The organism is Enterococcus italicus, from assembly GCF_023743875.1.
In the GTDB taxonomy this organism is placed as follows: domain Bacteria; phylum Bacillota; class Bacilli; order Lactobacillales; family Enterococcaceae; genus Enterococcus_G; species Enterococcus_G italicus.
Genome location: NZ_JAMRVB010000001.1, coordinates 1,381,139 through 1,400,573, shown reverse-complemented (window position 1 = coordinate 1,400,573; position 19,435 = coordinate 1,381,139). Strand labels below are relative to the sequence as shown.

22 protein-coding genes and 1 other annotated feature are annotated in these 19,435 nt (G+C 41.2%); of the genes, 5 read left to right on the top strand and 17 right to left on the bottom strand.

What is annotated here, in order from left to right; all coding sequences use genetic code 11:
• Positions 1-101: 101 nt before the first annotated feature.
• Together yfmH and yfmF are read right to left on the bottom strand one after the other, a co-directional pair.
• A complete protein-coding gene (yfmH, locus tag NE257_RS06830; RefSeq protein WP_251886075.1) occupies positions 102-1,409 on the bottom strand; it encodes an EF-P 5-aminopentanol modification-associated protein YfmH in 1,308 nt (435 codons plus the stop codon).
• The gene (yfmF, locus tag NE257_RS06825) at positions 1,396-2,670 is read right to left on the bottom strand and encodes an EF-P 5-aminopentanol modification-associated protein YfmF (protein ID WP_251886074.1); all 1,275 of its coding nucleotides are present in this window, start codon (positions 2,668-2,670) and stop codon (positions 1,396-1,398) included. Before yfmF ends, yfmH begins: the two co-directional genes overlap by 14 nt.
• 156 nt (positions 2,671-2,826) lie before the next feature.
• Here yfmF and mscL point away from each other — a divergent pair, with 156 nt between their 5' ends.
• A complete protein-coding gene (gene mscL / locus NE257_RS06820) occupies positions 2,827-3,246 on the top strand; it encodes a large conductance mechanosensitive channel protein MscL (RefSeq protein WP_251886453.1) in 420 nt (139 codons plus the stop codon).
• Between the two features lie 149 nt (positions 3,247-3,395).
• On the opposite strand, the gene NE257_RS06815 is transcribed toward mscL, so the two are convergent.
• The 12 genes from NE257_RS06815 to NE257_RS06760 form a co-directional block, all read right to left on the bottom strand.
• Positions 3,396-3,977, bottom strand: a complete 582-nt coding sequence (locus tag NE257_RS06815; RefSeq protein ID WP_251886073.1) for an NADPH-dependent F420 reductase — start codon at positions 3,975-3,977, stop codon at positions 3,396-3,398.
• 196 nt (positions 3,978-4,173) lie between these two features.
• The gene (locus NE257_RS06810) at positions 4,174-4,419 is read right to left on the bottom strand and encodes a Veg family protein (RefSeq protein ID WP_040366349.1); all 246 of its coding nucleotides are present in this window, start codon (positions 4,417-4,419) and stop codon (positions 4,174-4,176) included.
• A 103-nt stretch (positions 4,420-4,522) separates the two neighbouring features.
• On the bottom strand, positions 4,523-5,068 hold the full coding sequence (locus NE257_RS06805) for a sigma-70 family RNA polymerase sigma factor (protein ID WP_251886072.1): 546 nt from the start codon (positions 5,066-5,068) through the stop codon (positions 4,523-4,525).
• A gap of 44 nt (positions 5,069-5,112) precedes the next feature.
• Complete coding sequence (locus tag NE257_RS06800; RefSeq protein ID WP_007207790.1) at positions 5,113-5,673, bottom strand: NYN domain-containing protein; 561 nt, start codon at positions 5,671-5,673, stop codon at positions 5,113-5,115.
• Positions 5,670-6,506, bottom strand: a complete 837-nt coding sequence (rlmB, locus tag NE257_RS06795; protein WP_251886071.1) for a 23S rRNA (guanosine(2251)-2'-O)-methyltransferase RlmB — start codon at positions 6,504-6,506, stop codon at positions 5,670-5,672. The genes NE257_RS06800 and rlmB overlap by 4 nt, the downstream gene beginning before the upstream one ends.
• On the bottom strand, positions 6,499-6,894 hold the full coding sequence (locus NE257_RS06790; RefSeq protein WP_251886070.1) for a Mini-ribonuclease 3: 396 nt from the start codon (positions 6,892-6,894) through the stop codon (positions 6,499-6,501). Before NE257_RS06790 ends, rlmB begins: the two co-directional genes overlap by 8 nt.
• Positions 6,894-8,300 (bottom strand): cysteine--tRNA ligase, encoded by a 1,407-nt coding sequence (gene cysS / locus NE257_RS06785; protein WP_251886069.1) that lies wholly within the window; start codon positions 8,298-8,300, stop codon positions 6,894-6,896. The genes NE257_RS06790 and cysS overlap by 1 nt, the downstream gene beginning before the upstream one ends.
• Positions 8,284-8,826, bottom strand: coding sequence for a serine O-acetyltransferase EpsC (gene epsC, locus NE257_RS06780; RefSeq protein ID WP_251886068.1), 543 nt, complete (start codon positions 8,824-8,826; stop codon positions 8,284-8,286). Before epsC ends, cysS begins: the two co-directional genes overlap by 17 nt.
• Positions 8,827-8,888: 62 nt before the next feature.
• Positions 8,889-9,086 (bottom strand) — a binding site (T-box leader).
• On the bottom strand, positions 9,087-10,544 hold the full coding sequence (gene gltX / locus NE257_RS06775; RefSeq protein WP_251886067.1) for a glutamate--tRNA ligase: 1,458 nt from the start codon (positions 10,542-10,544) through the stop codon (positions 9,087-9,089).
• Positions 10,545-10,684: 140 nt separating this feature from the next.
• Positions 10,685-11,827, bottom strand: coding sequence for a PIN/TRAM domain-containing protein (locus tag NE257_RS06770; protein WP_251886066.1), 1,143 nt, complete (start codon positions 11,825-11,827; stop codon positions 10,685-10,687).
• 24 nt (positions 11,828-11,851) lie between these two features.
• Positions 11,852-13,222 carry a DNA repair protein RadA gene (gene radA / locus NE257_RS06765; protein ID WP_251886065.1) on the bottom strand — a complete coding sequence of 457 codons (1,371 nt, stop codon included), beginning with the start codon at positions 13,220-13,222 and terminating at the stop codon, positions 11,852-11,854.
• A gap of 10 nt (positions 13,223-13,232) precedes the next feature.
• Positions 13,233-13,733, bottom strand: a complete 501-nt coding sequence (locus NE257_RS06760; RefSeq protein WP_251854603.1) for a dCTP deaminase/dUTPase family protein — start codon at positions 13,731-13,733, stop codon at positions 13,233-13,235.
• A gap of 236 nt (positions 13,734-13,969) precedes the next feature.
• On the opposite strand from NE257_RS06760, the gene proB reads away from it, so the two are divergent.
• From proB to NE257_RS06740, 4 genes are all read left to right on the top strand, one after another.
• Complete coding sequence (proB, locus tag NE257_RS06755) at positions 13,970-14,770, top strand: glutamate 5-kinase (protein WP_007207799.1); 801 nt, start codon at positions 13,970-13,972, stop codon at positions 14,768-14,770.
• Positions 14,767-16,011 (top strand): glutamate-5-semialdehyde dehydrogenase, encoded by a 1,245-nt coding sequence (locus NE257_RS06750; protein ID WP_276532307.1) that lies wholly within the window; start codon positions 14,767-14,769, stop codon positions 16,009-16,011. The genes proB and NE257_RS06750 overlap by 4 nt, the downstream gene beginning before the upstream one ends.
• Positions 16,012-16,156: 145 nt before the next feature.
• On the top strand, positions 16,157-16,393 hold the full coding sequence (locus NE257_RS06745; protein WP_251886063.1) for a hypothetical protein: 237 nt from the start codon (positions 16,157-16,159) through the stop codon (positions 16,391-16,393).
• A gap of 97 nt (positions 16,394-16,490) precedes the next feature.
• Positions 16,491-18,113 carry an ABC-F family ATP-binding cassette domain-containing protein gene (locus tag NE257_RS06740; RefSeq protein WP_251886062.1) on the top strand — a complete coding sequence of 541 codons (1,623 nt, stop codon included), beginning with the start codon at positions 16,491-16,493 and terminating at the stop codon, positions 18,111-18,113.
• Between the two features lie 124 nt (positions 18,114-18,237).
• Here the strand turns inward: NE257_RS06740 and NE257_RS06735 are convergent, their stop codons facing one another.
• From NE257_RS06735 to NE257_RS11760, 3 genes are all read right to left on the bottom strand, one after another.
• Entirely contained in the window at positions 18,238-18,480 is a 243-nt protein-coding gene (locus NE257_RS06735) for a GlsB/YeaQ/YmgE family stress response membrane protein (protein ID WP_251851897.1), read from the bottom strand.
• 269 nt (positions 18,481-18,749) lie between these two features.
• Complete coding sequence (locus tag NE257_RS06730; protein ID WP_251886061.1) at positions 18,750-19,082, bottom strand: VOC family protein; 333 nt, start codon at positions 19,080-19,082, stop codon at positions 18,750-18,752.
• Positions 19,051-19,230 (bottom strand): VOC family protein, encoded by a 180-nt coding sequence (locus NE257_RS11760; protein ID WP_350028887.1) that lies wholly within the window; start codon positions 19,228-19,230, stop codon positions 19,051-19,053. Before NE257_RS11760 ends, NE257_RS06730 begins: the two co-directional genes overlap by 32 nt.
• Positions 19,231-19,435: the final 205 nt, after the last annotated feature.

Sequence of the window (19,435 nt, the reverse complement as noted above, 5' to 3'; positions counted from 1 at the left end):
CATCTACTCCAGTCTAACTACTTTCTGTTTTGTTTACTTCCTTTTAAAGATACCACAAATCACATCAATCTGACGGATAAACTAGCTAGTTTACAAATTTTTTAAATGGTTTCTTTCTCGGCTAACGGCAACACTGAAAAGCGACTAACTGCTTTTGGTCTTAAGAACAATCTTCCCGCCTCAAGAACATCCGTCAGCTGAATGGCTTGAATGACTTCTGGCAAGTCAAAGAGCGTCACATCTTCAGATAATTCTTGGGTAAATTGGTTCGCGATATATTCTAGGGAATTTAGCGATTGGAAATACTTACCGAGCATTTTTCTCTTCAATAGCGTCAAATTCTCCTCATTGACATCACGATTGTCTTCAAAGCCTAACAACAATTCGGTCATGGCTCCATAGAATGCGTCCGGTTGATCGGTGTCAGTCGAAAAATCAGCCATATGAAACTCACGCTCCATCGTAAATTCAAAGCCAAATGTATCATCGATGATGCCACGATTATACAAATCTAAATACGCCGTTGATGTTGACCCTACTAATAATTGCAACAAGAGCTGGATAGCAGTCTTAAAGGTTACTTGTGCGCGCGTCGACTCTGGCAAGTGTTGCGCCAAACCTTTGACTCCAAGCACTGCTTTTTGTCGCGTCACAGGCAAGCGAATTTCAGCGAAGGGCTTGATTTCATCATACGTTTGCTCAGGAAAGTGACGGACAATTTTTTTAGCCGCTGGAAAGGTCTTTTGCGCTTGGTTTTCTTTAATCAATCCCAGCATCTCAGCAGGATCAAAATCCCCTACAACAAACAATGTCATGTTGCTTGGGTGATAAAAGGTCTGGTAGCACTCATACAAATCTTCCGCTGTAATCGTCGCGATGCTCTCGATTGAGCCGGCAATATCTACATGTAATGGGTGATTCGGATACAAATTACCCAAAATACCAAAAAATTGACGCCAATTAGGATCATCTTGATACATTTGAATTTCTTGGCCGATGATGCCTTTTTCCTTGTCCACAGTTTCTTTCGTAAAATACGGTTCTTGCACAAAGTTCAACAATGTGACTAAGTTCTCCTCAACATGATTACTCGTAGAAAACAAATAACTCGTCCGGGTAAAGCTCGTAAAAGCATTGGCCGATGCACCTAATTTGCTAAAAGTTTGGAAGATATCGCCCTCTTCTTTTTCAAATAACTTGTGCTCTAAAAAGTGGGCAATCCCATCTGGTACAGTCCGTAATGCTTCCCCTTCATACCCAAATTCATTATCAATCGAGCCATAATTCGTACTAAATAAGGCATATGTCTTTTGATATCCCGCTTTTGGCAGCAAAAAAACTTTTAAGCCATTGGGTAGTACTTCTTTAAACAATGTTTCTTGAATTTGCGTATACTCAAGCTTCTCCATGCTCGTCCTCCCCTTCTAAAAAGAATACCGCCTGCAAGGAAAGTCTTTGCGCTACTTGCTGAATCGATTCTTTCGTCACTGCTGCTAATGCTTGCAGCCATTGTTCTTCTGTCTTTTTTGTTTTTGGCAGCCATTGCTCATAGTAGGCTTTGTCAATTAAATTTTGAGCATAATCTTGGCCCAAATAGTATTGTGTCTTGATACGTTCTTTGGTCTGCTGTAGCTCTAACTCAGTGATATCACCTGTTTTTAGCGCTTCAAGTTGCTCATGAATCAGCTGCAATACTCGATTGCGGTTGGTACTATCGATACCAGTTTGCACAGTGACCATGCCACGAAACAGATCTAGACTACTTGATGCATAGTAAGCCAGACTTTCTTTTTCGCGCACATTTAAGAAGAGTTTTGAGTGTGAAAAACCGCCAAATAATCCATTAAATACCATCGCCGGAAAGCGTAGCGTACTTTCATAAGTCACATCTAAGTGATAGGCTACGTTTAGCTTGGCTTGACTGACTGGCTCAGTCACCTGTTTTTCACGGATGATATTGCTCGTCTGAAAGTCCGTAACTATCTCTGGATGCACACGACTGGTTTTAGGCCAGTCCCACGCTGCAAAGCCTGCCTCTACTTCAGCGGCTGAAATATCACCTACGACAAACATATCGATTTGGTCTTCATTCATCATTGATTCATAGGTTTTTACAACTGATTCCGCCGTACACGCTTTGACACCTGAGACGGTCCCAAAACTTGGTACTTTTTGATCTTGGTCTTGTTCAAAAAACAATTCTTGTAATTGCAATGATGCCCACATCTGCTTGTCTTCTTCTATACTTGCTAAATACGCCATCAAGTTTTCTTTTTCTAGCGTAAATGTTTGTGTGTCAAATTGCCCATTTTGTTGATTTGGTGAAAACAAAATTTCCTGCAAAAAGGACAGCGCCTGTACGAACACTTGCTTATCCCCTACGTACTCACCATTCACAACATCCATTGCTACGTTTACTTGGTGGGTATTGCCTTTTTTCGCCACATTGATACCAAAGCTTGCGCCATATAGCGCTGCTAGCTCTTTACTGAGTGCTGTTTGCGTTGGAAAATGCAGACTATTGGTCTCCAGTAGACTGGTTAATAACGTCCGCGCCGAAGCTGCCTTGGCTGTGTGACGAGCAGTAAAGCGAATAAGAATACGAATGGTCTTAAATTTTTTGGTCGAAATCGTTGTAACATTGATTCCAGGTTGAATTTGCTTTGTCATTTAGTTGACTCCTTTATCGCTTGTCTTATTGAAAATTATAACACACCCCTCTATTCATAGTAATCCTGGCACGTCTGAGTATTTGATTTTAAAAAAGCAGTAACTTTTGCTATACTGTTTTGTGAAAACAAAGGGAGGTGAAAGAAAATGAAAAAAATGCTTGGAGAATTTAGAGAGTTCATTATGAAAGGTGACGTACTAGACCTAGCTGTCGGTGTTGTTATTGGTAGTGCATTTACTGCAATCGTCAAACAAGTTGTTGATGGATTAATTACACCACTTGTTGGTTTAGTTATTTCACTGATTCCAGGAACTACAAATGGCAATCTAGAAGATACATTAAATATTCTAGATGTTAAATTCCGTGGGGTTACCTTCCAATTCGGTGATGTGATTAGTGCAATTATTACATTTATTATTACTGGTTTTGTTTTATTCCTAGTCGTTCGTGCTGCTAACCGTGCGAAAAACCTACGTGAAAAACCAGTTGTGGTGGTGGAAGAAACACCTACTTCAGAAGATTACTTGGCTGAGATTCGTGATTTATTAAAAGCGCAAGCCAACGAAAAAAACTAATACTATTAAACCACTGTGACAGAATTGTTCCGTCACATACAAAAAAGACAGACCATCCTGAAGTTATGTCATAAACTTTGGGATGGTCTGGTCTTTTTCGTAGTAGCCAATTCGGTCAAAATTTTATTTATTTCTATTCTTACTAGTGATTAGTGAAAGACACCAAATCCACCTGTCCAGCTAATTTTTTCTGCGGCTGCTAATGAGATTTGTAAGAATCCTAATGCTTCCAATTCACGGGCACGCTTCAAGCTACCTGCATCTAGCACAGCTAAGTCACTACCGTTTAAGGCATTCGTTACAGCTTCTTTTGCTTCTTGATCGTCAGAAGCCAATAAGACAGTCGTTTGATGTTCGCCAGCTACTTTTTTCGTTGCTAAGGTTGCCGGGAAGGTTGTATTAAAGCCTTTGACTACTTTTGAGTCAGACGCTGCTTTAGCAATGACAGCCGCAGCTGAGCTATCCGCTGGTACTACTAAATCATCAAACGTGTCAAAGTCGACTGGATTGGTAATGTCCACAATTATTTTTCCTTTTAATTCTTCTTCATAGTCAGCTAAAATACTTGATACCGCAGGATACGGTACAGCTAATACAACAATTTCTCCTACAGTTACTTCACCTTTTACAGTTTCTGAACCGATGTACGCGACAGTATTTCCTGCATCCTCGAAGTTTTTACCAATTGCTTGTCCCATACTTCCTTTACCAAAAATTGTTACGTTTGCCATGTTGTCTTCCTCCTTTAAAGTTTGTTTCTTATCTATGAACCTATCGTACACCTTGAAAAAAAGAATGCCCACTAAAAATACTTACTTTTTGTAAGTTTTTTTTAACACGTCTTTCTACACAAAAAAACCACCAAACAGTAGCTGTTCAGCGGCGTTTTTCATATGTAGGATGATTTTATCATCTTTTTTCAATTTGTTAGATTGCTTCGCTTAAAAATTCAATTTCCACGGTCTTTGTTAGTATATCTGAGTAACTATAGGACACACGTTCGAATGAATTTTCTTCTGGATCTAAATCCACAACAAAAACAGATGGATAGGTTTCTGCTAAAATTCCTTTTCGTTCGGTTTGACGTTTACGGCCAGTTTGAGCAACCAGCATCAATTCACACCCAATTTTACATTCCATGTCTTTTTTTATCGTCGCTAACGTTGTTGGCATCGCATTCACCTCTAACTTAAGTGTACCACACAATACCAAAAAATTCAACTTTATCATAAAATTCAAAAGGTTTCAATTATTTTTTTTCATCTAAGAAAATATTTTAAAAAATTTCTTGGCGTATTTTGCGTAATGCTCGATGAAATGCACTTCCAACCGATCGAGGATGCATGTGCATGATTTCCGCAATTTCGGCAATTTCATTCCCTTGGAGGAACAAATTCAGCACACGCCTTTCCATTGGCGCACAAAAGGTCGGATACTCTGAAAGGACATCTTTGACAATCAAGCGACTGATTGGATCATCCATTTCACAGCCTAAAGCAGCATCGAAAAATTCCGCACCATACGTTTGCGTGAGACTCTCATAAGAGCTGGCATTGACCTCAGCTTGCCGCTTCACTGCTTTTTGTTTGCGTAACAGGCTGAAAATATGATTTTGGAGAGCTTGCTTATAAAAAGAGCCAAACGTACTACCAAATGCTTCGTCATACGCCGTCCAACACTTGTAAAAAATAATGCGCCCCTCTTGTATCCAATCATCCTCTAACATATCTCGAACATAATACTGCGCTTGCAAACTTAATACGACTGGCTGATACTTTTGAAACAACGCTTCTAACTCTTCATCGCTATTGAATAATGGCATCTTTTTCACTCCTCTCATTCAGTGAGAAGAGCCTACCATATTCATTATTCCTTTTTTCTCATTTTCTTGGTCAGTTTTTCTTTTTTTTGACTCAGTTCTTTGAGCTTCTCACCAAGCGAAGAGAGCTGTTGCTCGTTCCATGGTGAATTGCGTCGGTACTGCTCAAAGTGAAGTTCTTTTTGATGCTGACGAATATCTTTTTCTGTTTTTTTGACGGATTTGTAGAGTTCGCGAGCCGATGTTCGCAATGCGCCTTGTGAAAAGATGACCCATTGCTCAGCTAAATCACTTGTCGCAACGGTGACTTGGGTCAATATGGTGTTCATTTCACCGGCGATGCGTTCGATGTAGCTATCAGCTGTCTCTCCTTCTTCAGTAAAGATGACCTCTAGCTGATATTTTTGGTAACTTTTCGTCACACCGGGTACGAATTGGGCGTCAAAAACGACGATGATTTCGAGTCCTTCGTATTTTGCCATATTGGACAGCCGTGTTAATAAATCTTCGCGTGCTTCTTCCATGCGATCTTGATTTTTTAACACGGCCAACTCTGGCCAAGCGCCAATCATATTGTAGCCATCGACAATTAATAGATTTTTTTTCATAGGCTAGTGCCGGTATCCGAGCGTTGCATAAAGGCTTCATACATCAATAAGCCCGCTGCTACGCTCGCATTTAAGCTCTGTACGTGTCCTACCATTGGAATAGTCAATAATTCATCGACTGATTTTTTTAATCCTTCACTCATGCCACGGCCTTCATTGCCGATAATTAAGGCAATCGCACCTTGGCTATTCCATGAACGATAGTTGGTCCCTTCCATCGCTGTACCAAATGTCCAAAATCCACGCTCTTTTAGCGTTTGGACCGCTTGAGATAGATTGGTTACTCTAGCGATGGGTACGTGCTCGACCGCCCCAGTCGACGTTTTAACGACTACTGGTGTAATGCCTACCGCTCGATGCTTAGGAATGATAATGCCATCCACACCACTTGCGTCAGCAGTCCGTAAAATAGAACCAAAGTTATGCGGATCTTCTAAATTGTCTAAAATAACAAAAAATGGTTTTTCTGGACTCTTTGCTAACAATTCATCCAAGCTCAAGTATTCGTAAGGGGTAATCGCCAAGACCATCCCTTGATGCACACCTTGTTGGCTATATTGTTCTAGTTTTTGTTTGGGTACCCATTTCACTGGTACCGACTGCTCTTTGCTTAGCTCTTTGACTTCATCAATGCGCTCACCACGTGCATCCTCAAGTAAAAATAATTTGTTGCCCCGGCCTTTTTTTAAGGCTTCAACTACGGCATGGTGTCCAAATACAAAATTCTCTGCTAATTCTTCTGCCGTCATTTCTTTGTCTTTACGCACAGTTTGCTTGCGGGTATCTTTTTTATTGCCAACGTTTCTTGACTCTTTCTTATAGTTTCTAGCCATTTTCTTCACCTACTTTTTCAATGCACCACTGCACCAATTCTTCCAATCGTTCTTTTTGGCCTGTCAAATGTAAATAGCCCATCAAGGCTTCAAATCCTGTCGAAATGCGATACGTAATAATATCGGCATTTTTGGCACTTGTGTAGCTTTTACTATTTCTACCACGACGAAAAATATCTTGCTCTTCTTCTGTCAGTAATTCTTGTTCGTTCATTTGTTGAATAAGCTTGGCTTGCGCTTTTGCTGAGACATAGTGAGTCGCTGTCTTATGCAATTGATTCGGGCGCGTCAAGCCGCTTTGGATTAAGTAATCCCGAACGTAGACTTCATAGATGGCATCACCAACATACGCCAATGCCAATCCATTTAATTGTCGATAATCTCTCATTATTCTCTTCTCCATCGTGTTCCTTGTGCGGTATCTTCTAATACGATTCCTTGTTCTTTTAATTGGTCGCGAATTTCATCGCTTCGTGCAAAATCACGGTCTTTTCGTGCTTGGTTGCGTTGTTCAATCAACTGTTCGATGTCTGCGTCGACTAATTCATTCGTAAACTCGATACCAAATATTTCTAGCCAGCTTGTTAATTGGGACAATCCTTGTGCCAAGACAGCTTGTGAGACATCTGATTGCTCTAGGTAAATATTTAACCATTTAGCTAATTCATATGTCACAGTAATACCGTTTGCAGCATTAAAATCATCATCCATTTCCGTGATAAATTGTTCTTCTAATTTGGCCAACTCAGTAAGCTTGTCCGCATCGCTTGCTAGTTGAGCGACTGCTTTTTCTTGACGAAATACCACATTATCGACCGTGTTTTTCAAGCGCTGCAAATTAGTCGCCGCTTCTTTTAAGGTTGTTTGAGAATAGCGGATTGGTCGCCGGTATTGCGTCGTTGCTAAAAAGAAGCGCAATACTTTCGGATCTACTTCTTTGACTAATTCATGGACTGTCACAAAATTTCCGAGCGATTTGCTCATTTTTTGATCATCTTCACCAATCGTCACGTAGCCATTATGCATCCAGTAGTTGGCGAATGGTTTGCCAGTGTTGGCCTCACTTTGCGCAATTTCATTTTCATGATGCGGGAATTCTAGGTCTTGCCCTCCACCATGAATATCAATCGTTTCGCCCAAATGCTTCGTCGCCATCACCGAACATTCGATGTGCCACCCAGGACGACCTGCTCCCCATGGTGAAGACCAAGAAATTTCATCTGCTTTGGCTGCTTTCCATAACGCAAAGTCTAATGGGTCTTCTTTGATTTGTTGCTCTTGACCTGTGCGTTGGCTAGCACCAATTTCTAATTCATCGATTGATTGATCACTTAATTGGCCATATTTTGTAAATTTGCGTGTGCGATAGTAGACATCCCCTTGCGCTTCATACGCATATCCTTTATCGATTAGCACGGAAATAAAGTCAATAATGTCTGGAATATGATCCATCACACGCGGATTGATGTCCGCCTTTTTAACGTGCAGTGCTTCTGTATCTTCATAGAAAGCAGCGATGAATCGATTCGCTACTTCTAAGGCTGTCTCATTTGCTTCTTTGGCCACATGGATAATTTTGTCATCTACATCGGTAAAATTCGATACATAGGTCACATCGTATCCTCGGTATTCAAAGTACCGGCGAATTGTATCAAAAGACACCGTGCTGCGTCCATTGCCAATGTGGATATAATTATAGACAGTTGGGCCACAGACGTACATCTTTACCTTTCCTTCTTCTATTGGCTGGAAGACTTCTTTTTTACGAGTTAAGGTATTATAAATTTGAATCATCTACTAGTTTCTCTCCTTTCAAACGCACCACTTTTGCTGCGACGCCGACAGCCGTCGCATCAGCTGGAATATCATGAATAACCACAGAACCAGCACCAATCTTGGCACGTTCGCCAATGGTCACTGGGCCTAGGACCTGTGCATGACAGGAAATCACAGCATTTTTCTTTACTGTGGGATGGCGCTTGCCGGTATGTTTGCCGGTACCGCCTAAGGTCACACCATGGAATAATACGACCCCTTCTTCTATCTCAGTCGTTTCACCTATTACTACACCCATTCCATGATCAATAAAGACACCAGGAGCAATCTGCGCCCCAGGATGAATTTCAATTCCGGTCATAAAACGCCAAAATTGTGAATGGATACGAGCTAGTAAAAACAAGTGATGGCGGTACAAAAAATGAGACAGTCGATGCCAAAATAACGCATGGACTCCTGGGTATGTCAGCAAAATTTCGAGTGTCGTTCTAGCTGCGGGATCATTTTCCTTGGCTGCCTGCACTGCTCGCTTAAACCAATTCATTCATTCACCTTCTTTGTTTTTTCGTCTATTAAAAAAGCGTCTTTTGCACAAGAAATTCTTATGCAAAAGACGCAACTATCGCGTGGTTCCACTTTTTTTTACAGAGTAACTCTGCCTCAAATAGTTAACGGTCTATCGCCGTTTTTGACTTGCGCCAAAACCACTCCCAGGTGCATTTCCTTATCTTCTCTAATTGCTTTCAGCTAACGCAATCTCTCTGTAAGAAAAGAAGTCGTACTTCGTCTGTTCTCAGTGTTTGATTATAAGACTTGATTTAAATGAGCGAGGGCTTTTTCTTTGCCTAGTAATTCGATAGTATTTGGTAGTTCTGGTCCATGCATTTGACCCGACACTGCTACGCGAATCGGCATAAAGAGATTTTTGCCTTTTACTCCTGTTTCTTTTTGGACAGCTTTGATAGCTGCTTTCACAGTCGGTGCATCGACCGTATCCATTTGTTCTAGTTGTTCTTTAAAGGCTGCTAGGACGGTCGGTACTGTTTCACCAGCTAGGACTTCCTTCGCTGCGTCATCCAATGTCGGATGCTCTTCAAAGAATAGTTGTGATAGTGAAACAATTTCTTGTGCGTAGCTCATTTGTGGTTGATACAAGGCAACAATTTTTTCTAACCATTGTTTCTTCTCTTCTGTGATAGGCTCTGACAATTCATTGGCTTTGACAAGGTATGGCAAGCACATATCCGTAAGTTTCGCCACATCCATCTTCTTCATGTACGTATTGTTGACCCATTCTAACTTTTTGCCATCAAACGCAGCAGGTGATTTGCTTAATCGTTCGTAGTCAAATAATTTAATCAGCTCTTCTTTAGAGAAAATTTCTTCTTCTCCCACTGGCGACCAACCTAGTAAGGCAATAAAGTTAAACATAGCTTCTGGTAAGTAGCCTAACTCGCGGTATTGTTCGATAAATTGAAGAATCGACTCATCACGCTTGCTTAATTTTTTCCCTGTTTCTGCGTTGATAATCAACGTCATGTGGCCGAATTCTGGTGGTGTCCAACCAAACGCTTCATAAATCATCAATTGTTTTGGTGTGTTGGCAATATGATCATCTCCGCGCAAGACGTGCGTAATTTTCATCATATGATCATCTACTGCTACCGCAAAATTATACGTTGGCATGCCATCACGTTTTTGAATAACAAAGTCGCCACCGACATTTTCCGCTTCAAAGACGATTTCGCCTTTGACCATGTCATGGAAGCGGTATTCGTTGCCTTTTGGTACGCGGAAACGAATGACAGGCTTTAAGCCAGCCGCTTCTTTAGCTGCTTGTTGTTCTGGTGAAAGGTTCGCACACTTTCCACCATAGTGAGGCATTTCGCCATGCGCGCGCTGTGCATCACGTTCAGCTTCTAATTCTTCTTCTGTACAGTAGCACTTGTAAGCCAAATTACTTGCTAAAAGTTGGTCAATTAAAGGTTGATAAATTTCTTTGCGTTCTGATTGACGGTACGGACCATAATTCCCTGGTTTTTGCGGTGACTCATCCCAGTCCATCCCCAACCATGCTAAGTTCTCTAATTGACTCTTTTCACCATCAGCGATATTGCGTTTTTGATCAGTATCTTCAATCCGAATGATAAACTCTCCATCATTGTGGCGGGCAAATAGATAGTTGAATAATGCAGTCCGAGCATTGCCAATATGCAAATGACCGGTTGGACTTGGTGCGTAACGTACGCGTACTTTTGTCATGTCGTTCCTCTTCCTTTAACTCATTTTTTCATTTATCTTTCTTGATAAACAAAACAATCGCTTTGAAAAAAGCTGTTCAATTGAATTGTACATTCATTAGCCTGAATAGTAAAGTCAACTGAACAACCTTCCTTGGTTTTCTACTTTTTATTTGGTTTATGATTGCTTTTTTCTTCTGAATTACTGATGCCTCTTGTGGCATGGTCTGGTTTTGCAAAAATCATCCGGCCAGCAGCTGTTTGAAGCGCGCTGGTCACGACAACTTGAATGCGTTCATTCATAAAGTGTTGTCCATCTTCGACGACTACCATCGTACCGTCATCCAAATAAGCGACCCCTTGTTGGCGCTCTGTCCCAGCTTTGACCACCAAAACTTGCATGGTTTCACCTGGAATCACGACCGGCTTGACGGCATTGGCTAAGGCATTAATGTTTAAGATTGGAACATTTTGAAACGATGCGACTTTATTTAAGTTAAAGTCATTGGTCACAACGACGCCATCAAGTAATTTGGCTAGCTTCAATAGCTTGCTATCTACTTCTGCAATATCGTCAAAATCCCCTTCATACATCTCTACTTCAATGCCATCTTCTTCTTGTAGCGCATTTAAAATATCTAAGCCGCGACGGCCACGCACGCGTTTAAGGCTGTCACCTGAATCAGCAATGTATTGCAACTCATACAAGACAAAGTTTGGAATCAAAATCACGCCTTCAATGAAGCCTGTTTTGGCAATATCATAAATTCGCCCATCTATAATGACGCTCGTATCTAATATTTTGTACTTGCGAAAGTGTTCGTTGCTTTTGCGATCCAAAAGTTGCGCATCTGTGTCTTCGGTTTTCTTTGGCTTGGTAATGAAAATTTTCCGCCATTCATCGATCCGTGTCGTCCCCATGCGAAAGCCTAAGTACCCCAGGATACTCATTAACACAACCGGAACCACACTATTTACAAAAGGAACATTCCAATTAAAAAAAGGAATCGAAACAATAACTCCGATTAATAAACCAATAATAACTCCTGTGGCGCCAAAAAGAATATAGGGCAAGCTAAATTCACTCAGCTTTTCTTCCGTTCTTCGAATAATACGCAGCACATAATCTGCCACTAACAAAGAGAATAAATAAAAAATAAGTCCACCGATAATACTATTTGTAATATTGTTGTTTAACCATTGATTTTGCGCGACACCGATTGCTCTCCAAGCTAACGGTAAAATAGATAAGCCTAAACTCACACCAGCGAGGGCCATGAATATATTGACTACTCGTTTTTTCACGTGCTTCCCTCCATTCTTTTTATTTTAAGAAAAAACTTTCCTTAATGCTTCTGACAAGGTTGCTACGCCGACAATTTCTATAGAGGTCGGTGGCTCCCAGTTTTGCAAATTATTTTTTGGTAAATAGACTTTTTTAAACCCTAGTTTTTCTACTTCTTTGACACGTTGTTCGATTGCGTTGACGCGACGAATTTCACCTGTTAAGCCGATTTCACCGATGAAACACTCGGTCGGATTGGTTCCTTTTTCTTTGTAGCTTGACGCGATGCTCATCGCAATTGCTAAATCAATGGCTGGTTCATTTAATTTTACACCACCAGCCGCTTTTAGATAAGCATCTTGGTTTTGTAACAGTAACCCTGTGCGTTTTTCCAGCACCGCCATAATCAACGACACCCGATTAAAGTCCAAACCTGTAGTCGTCCGCTTGGCATTGCCAAACATCGTCGGTGTGATCAAGGCTTGAATCTCGACTAAGATTGGACGACTTCCTTCCATCGCGACCACTATCGCAGATCCCGTCGCACCCGCTAGCCGTTCTTCCAAAAAGACTTGTGAAGGATTCGCCACTTCGCGTAGTCCACCTTCTACCATTTCGAAAATACCAATTTCATTGGTCGAGCCAAAGCGATTTTTGACCGCCCGCAAAATACGGAAGCTCTGATGTTGCTCCCCTTCAAAATACAACACTGTATCTACCATGTGCTCAAGCATTCGCGGGCCAGCAATCGAGCCTTCTTTGGTCACATGGCCGACAATAAAGATAGCGATGCCGTTTGTTTTAGCAATTTTCAATAGTTCGGCGGTAGTTTCACGGACTTGGCTGACGCTGCCTGCCACACTTGTGATATCTGGTTGCGTCATGGTTTGGATGGAGTCAATAATCACATATTGCGGCGCCAAGTCCTCGATTGCTTTACGAATATCAGACATATCTGTCTCAGCATACAAATAAAATTCATCATTAATGACACCCAAACGTTGAGCCCGTAACTTGATTTGCTCAGCACTCTCTTCGCCCGAAACGTACAATACTGTGCCACCTGTCGCGGCAAGCTGCTGAGAAACTTGTAATAACAACGTTGACTTTCCAATTCCTGGATCACCGCCAAGTAAAATTAATGATCCGGGCACGACACCACCGCCCAAGACCCGATTCAGCTCGGTCAAATCAGTTTGCACCCTGGGCTCTTTTTTAGGCACTACATCGGCGAGGCGTGTCGGCTTCATTTTTTGACCGGTGATGGTTGTTCGAGCACGGCGGTCAGAGGTGTCTTGTACTTTTTCCTCTACCATCGAATTCCAGCTATGACACTGCGGGCACTTTCCTAAGTATCTAGGAGAAATGTAGCCACAATGTTGGCATTCAAATTGAGTCTTTGCTTTTTTTGCCATCTATTCCTCCTTATTTACCTGATGAGCCAAAACCACCCGTGCGTTCTTGCAGTGCTTGATCATTGTCTGCCTTTAAGAATGGCAAAAATATCCCTTGGCCAATTCGCTCACCCTTTTTGATGACCACATCCGTTAAGCCAATATTTAAAAATTGGAACATAATATGGCCTTCATTTGCATCATTGCCATAGTAATCCGCGTCAATCACACCAATGCCATTGCCTAGTAACAAAAAGCGCTTCAAAGGATTGCTTGATCGATTCGCTAGTTGCAAATACTCATCAGCTCCCATATAGGCTTTGATGCCAGTCGCAACCAACGTTGGCTTGATGCCTTTTTGTGTTTTGTCAGCTAATTTATAATGAAGCACATGTTTGATTAAGCTTGGGATAACGACATCCTCCGCTGCTTCAAAATCATAGCCTGCTGCTTGTTTCGTTGCGCGCGTGGGCAACTGAATATCTTTATTTTTGTAAGTGGAAATCACTTCAAATCCGCGTTTTTTTTCCAATCTACTTGGTCCTCCTACTAAACGATTGGTCTTATTCTATCATAAATAAGCCCTCTATTTTTTCAATCATGATTCTCTTCTTATTGTACACTCTCTCCTCATAATACGGGGAAAAATGCAAAAAAAAACATCTGACTTTCAATTTACAATTTTTTTAAGAAAACCTACATGACGAATCGACTTTTTTTAGGTAAAATGAGAAAAATACTAGAAAAATGAGAATTTGAGGTGCACCCATGCGTCACACGTTAAAAGATGCCAAACGCATTGTCGTAAAAATTGGCACAAGTTCCCTTATGTATCCCAATGGCAATATCAACCTAGCCGGCATTGATGAGCTCGCTTTTGTCCTGAGTGATTTACGCAATCAAGGGAAAGAAATTATCTTAGTCTCTTCCGGCGCGATTGGCGTTGGTATGAACAAGCTGCATATGCAAAAACGTCCCTCAGCTATCCCCGAACAGCAAGCCGTTGCCGCGGTTGGCCAAGCTGCCTTGATGGATATCTACAACCAACGCTTTTTGACATATAGCCAACAAACAGCCCAACTGTTGCTCACACGTGACATTGTTGAATTTCCTACTAGTCGCCAAAATGTGATGAACACGTTGGAACAGCTCGTTCAAATGAATATTATCCCAATCATCAATGAAAATGATACCGTAGCCGTTGAAGAACTCGATCATCAAACAAAATTTGGCGACAACGATCAGTTGTCAGCCATTGTCGCTGAATTAGTGGAAGCAGATTTATTAATCATGCTTTCTGATATTGATGGTTTTTACTCTGATAATCCTTTGACCAACCCAGATGCCACACTTTACCCGCATATATCAACAATTACTACTGAATTGTTGGAAAAAGCGACAGGAAAAGGTAGCCGCTATGGTACAGGTGGCATGACGAGTAAACTAAAAGCAGCGCAACGCGTCTTAGCAACGAACAGCGCGATGGTCTTAGCAAATGGCAAACACCCCAAAGTGATTTTTGCCATTTTAGACGGACAGGCAGTTGGCACATTATTTAAGGAGGAATGACCATGACAGATTTACAAACACTCGGTAAACAAGCAAAAGCGAGCGCTCATCAGCTAGGATTAATGGAAACAACGAAGAAAAATGAGCTACTACACAAGATGGCTGACGCGCTCGAACAACGATCCGCCGACATTTTAAAAGCCAACGAGCTAGACCTAGAAAATACCCAAGTGCGTGAAGTGATGAAAGACCGACTACGCCTTACACCTGAGCGCATCGCAGCGATGGCAGATGGCATGCGTCAAGTAGCCCAGCTACCAGACCCCATCGGCAACGTCGACAAAATGTGGAAAAATGAAGATGGGTTACTTATCGGTCAACAACGTGTCCCACTAGGCGTAATTGGGATCATTTATGAATCACGACCAAATGTCACGACGGATGCAGCTAGTCTTTGCTTTAAATCTGGGAATGCGGTCATTTTACGAGGAGGAAAAGAAGCCTTCCACTCTAATCAACAACTAGTCCAAATTCTGCAAGATGTCCTAGTGGCTGAGCAAGTCGCCCCTCATGCCATTCAATTTGTAGAAGATACGTCACACGAAACGGCTAAAGGGCTCATGCAACTAACCGATTACTTAGATGTTCTCATTCCTCGAGGCGGTGCAGGTCTCATTCGCAGAGTCAAACAAACAGCGACCGTGCCCGTCATCGAAACGGGTACTGGGAACAATCATGTATACGTCGATCGCGATGCCCAACTAGAGATGGCCATCCCAATCATCATCAATGCCAAGGTTCAACGACCATCCGTCTGTAACGCAATGGAAACCTTAGTGATTCACCGCCAAGTAGCCGCAGCCTTTTTACCAAAAATTGAAGCCGCATTGGTGGAAAAGCAAGTCGAGATTCACGCAGACGAACAAGCAATGGCTTATTTAAAAACTGCGACACTTGCCACCGAAGAAGACTGGTCGACGGAATATTTAGACTATATTTTAGCTATCAAAGTCGTCGATACATTAGAAGATGCCATTGTACATATCAACAAGTACAATACCAAACATTCTGAAGCGATTATTACCGATAATTATGCTGCATCGCAAACATTTCTCAAAGAAGTTGATGCTGCCGCAGTCTATGTCAACGCTTCTACCCGCTTTACCGATGGCTATGTATTTGGTTTTGGTGCAGAAATCGGCATTTCCACGCAAAAAATTCACGCTCGAGGACCAATGGGCTTACACGAATTGACGTCAATTAAATACATTATTTATGGTGAGGGCCAAATTCGCCATTAATCCTACGCTGAGTGAAAGAGACAATTTGTTTTCCTTCACTCAGCTTTTTTTCATTATTTGTTAGCCTTTACAGAAAAGTGTAAAACGTTTACACTAATTGTATTGGGGAATGAATAAAAAAAAATTGAAAAAGATAGGAGAAATCATGTATCAAGTACGTTTTATTGACTTATATACCAAACATTTTGTTGATAGTGAAATTGACGATATCCCAAGAACGGGTGACATGCTAAAACTAACCGGTCGTGGCAAGCACTACGTCGTTCGTGGCGTTGCACGTGATATTGATGAAGAAGAAGGAAAAACCGACAAAATTGTGATTTACCTTGAAAATAGCGATCAAACCTATTGGATGAACAGTTTAGCATCAGATAAAAAGTAAAACTGTGACAAATCAGGGGATTTCCTTGAAAGTTTTGACTACGACCGCTATAATCTTATAAGACTGCGGTCAAATATAGATAAAGCGAGGAAATGCGTTGATTACAGTAAGTGATGTGAGTTTGCACTTTTCAGATCGCAAACTTTTTGATGATGTAAATATTAAATTTACGCCCGGAAATTGTTATGGATTAATTGGTGCAAATGGTGCAGGAAAATCAACCTTCTTAAAAATTTTAGCAGGTGATATTCAACCGTCAACAGGGAATGTTTCATTAGGACCTGATGAACGTTTGGCCGTATTGCGACAAAATCATTTTGATTTTGAAGAATATCCTGTAATTGAGACAGTTATCATGGGGCACAAGCGTCTATATGACGTCATGAAAGAAAAAGATGCCATTTATATGAAAGAAGATTTTAGTGATGAAGATGGCATTCGTGCCGCTGAGCTAGAAGGCGAATTTGCCGAATTAGATGGCTGGGAAGCAGAGCCTGAAGCAGCAGTCTTGTTGCAAGGATTAAATATCCCCGAAGAATTGCATTCCGTAAAAATGAAAGAATTAACAGCCGGCCAAAAAGTAAAAGTTTTGCTCGCACAAGCCCTATTTGGCAAGCCAGATGTTCTCTTACTTGATGAGCCTACCAATGGACTAGATATCCAATCCATTAATTGGTTGGAAGAATTTTTGATTAACTTCGATAATACGGTTATCGTTGTGTCACATGACCGCCACTTTTTAAACAAAGTATGTACGCATATGGCCGATCTAGATTTTGGCAAAATCAAACTATACGTCGGTAACTACGATTTTTGGTTAGAATCTAGCCAATTAGCTACCAAGCTACAAGCCAATGCCAATGCGAAAAAAGAAGAGCAAATCAAAGAGTTGCAAGAATTTATCGCGCGCTTCAGTGCCAATGCATCGAAGTCAAAACAAGCAACATCTCGGAAAAAAATGCTCGACAAAATTACCTTAGATGATATTCAGCCTTCTTCTCGTCGCTATCCTTTTGTTGGTTTTAAGCCAGAACGTGAAATCGGCAATGACTTATTGCAAGTCGAAAATGTCAGCGTGACGATTGATGGCAAAAAAATCTTAGACAACATTTCATTTACCTTGAATAAAGATGACAAAGTCGCTTTCGTTGCCAAAGATGACATCACAACAACGACACTCTTTAAAGTCATTATGGGTGATTTGACTCCTGATACTGGCTCTGTTCGTTGGGGTGTAACGACTAGTCAGGCTTACTTAGCGAAAGACACAAGTAGTGAATTTGCTAGCAATCTGACCATTCTTGATTGGTTACGCCAGTACGCAAGCAAAGAAGAAGACGACAATACATTCTTAAGAAGCTTCTTAGGAAGAATGCTTTTCTCCGGTGATGAAGTATTAAAATCGGTCAATGTTCTTTCGGGGGGCGAAAAAGTTCGCTGCATGCTATCAAAAATGATGCTCTCTAAAGCCAATGTCTTGGTATTAGATGATCCGACAAACCATTTAGACCTAGAATCCATTACCGCTTTAAACGATGGCTTAATGTCCTTTACTGGCTCATTGCTATTTGCTTCACACGACCACCAATTTATTCAAACGTTAGCAAACCGTATTATTGCAGTATCTGATAAAGGTGTTGTTGACCGTGCGGAAACGACGTATGATGAATTTTTAGAAAATCCAGACGTACAGAGCCGTGTCGCTCAATTGTACGCATAACAAAAAGCCATACAATCCAGAGAAAATACTGGATTGATGGCTTTTTACTTACGATTCTTTCGACAGTCAGACATTCTCAAAAAAGGTGTCTGAACCTATCTAGAGTTAACCGTTTTTTATGCGATTATTTTCTTCCTAAGAAGAATGACACAACAGCGACGACAATCACAGCACCAATAATTGATGGAATGACAGCCATTCCAGCTAGTGAAGGTCCCCAACTACCAAAGATTGCTTGACCGACTGCAGAACCGACTAAACCAGCGATAATATTTGCAATCCAGCCCATTGATTCTCCTTTATTTGTAATCGCACCAGCAATCACACCAATAATAGCACCTACAATTAATGACCAAATGAGTCCCATAATCAATACTCCCTTTCATCGAGGATATTCTTTCCTCGTTACTATAGACATAGTGTAACAAGAAAAACGATGAAATGAACTGGATTTGCTTTTCGACAATAACTTCTGTTTTAAAAAAAACAAAATACTTTACTTTTTCAACAACTACTAGATGAAAAAAAGCATCGAACGCCACGAAAATCATCCCTTTTTGACTTCATTTGCTTCATTTTCATCCTAGAAAGCATTTCTTATCAAAAATAATTATTGGTTTTATTTTTTTGCATATTTCATTCTTTCTTCGGTGGTATCCATACTTTTGTTTCGCTTGATGTTGGATAGTAGTAGCCATTCGGGATACATTGTAGCTCAATTAAGCCTCCCCATGGTGCCGTGACGTACACACTAGCATTACCTGGCGTATCTTCATATCGGGAATTCCCATGAATTTCTGAAAGGGCTGTTGCGCCAGCTTTGACGGCTTGTTCTAGTGCAGGATCAATCTCACTAACAAAAATGGATAGATGATTGATGCCATAATCTGAAAGGCCAACTGGCTGGCGTTGGGGCTCTGCTTTGATTTCAAATAGCTCAATGCCTAGACCAGTGCCGATGACAATCATCCGTTGACGGACAATCTTTCCCCCTTGAGGAATCCCTAGTTGTCTTTCGACCGTCTCCCCTTCGTGCGGGTTCGTCCGCTAGTGTTAAGCCATCATGTGCAATCTTAGCACCGAACGCTTCCTTGAAAAATTTCGTCGCCTCATCCATATCAGGTACAGTCATACCTAAATGATTGATTCCTAAAATAAACTTTGTCCTATACTCACTCCCTTTCTTTTACTATAAAGAAACAGTTGAAAAAAGAAACAGAAGAGGCACTCACTTCTCGATCTAATCAGAATAGTTGACAGAAAGGTGAAAAATGGACTTGATACATTTGTTGCCATGGCAAGACAGCATGAACGAAAAAAAA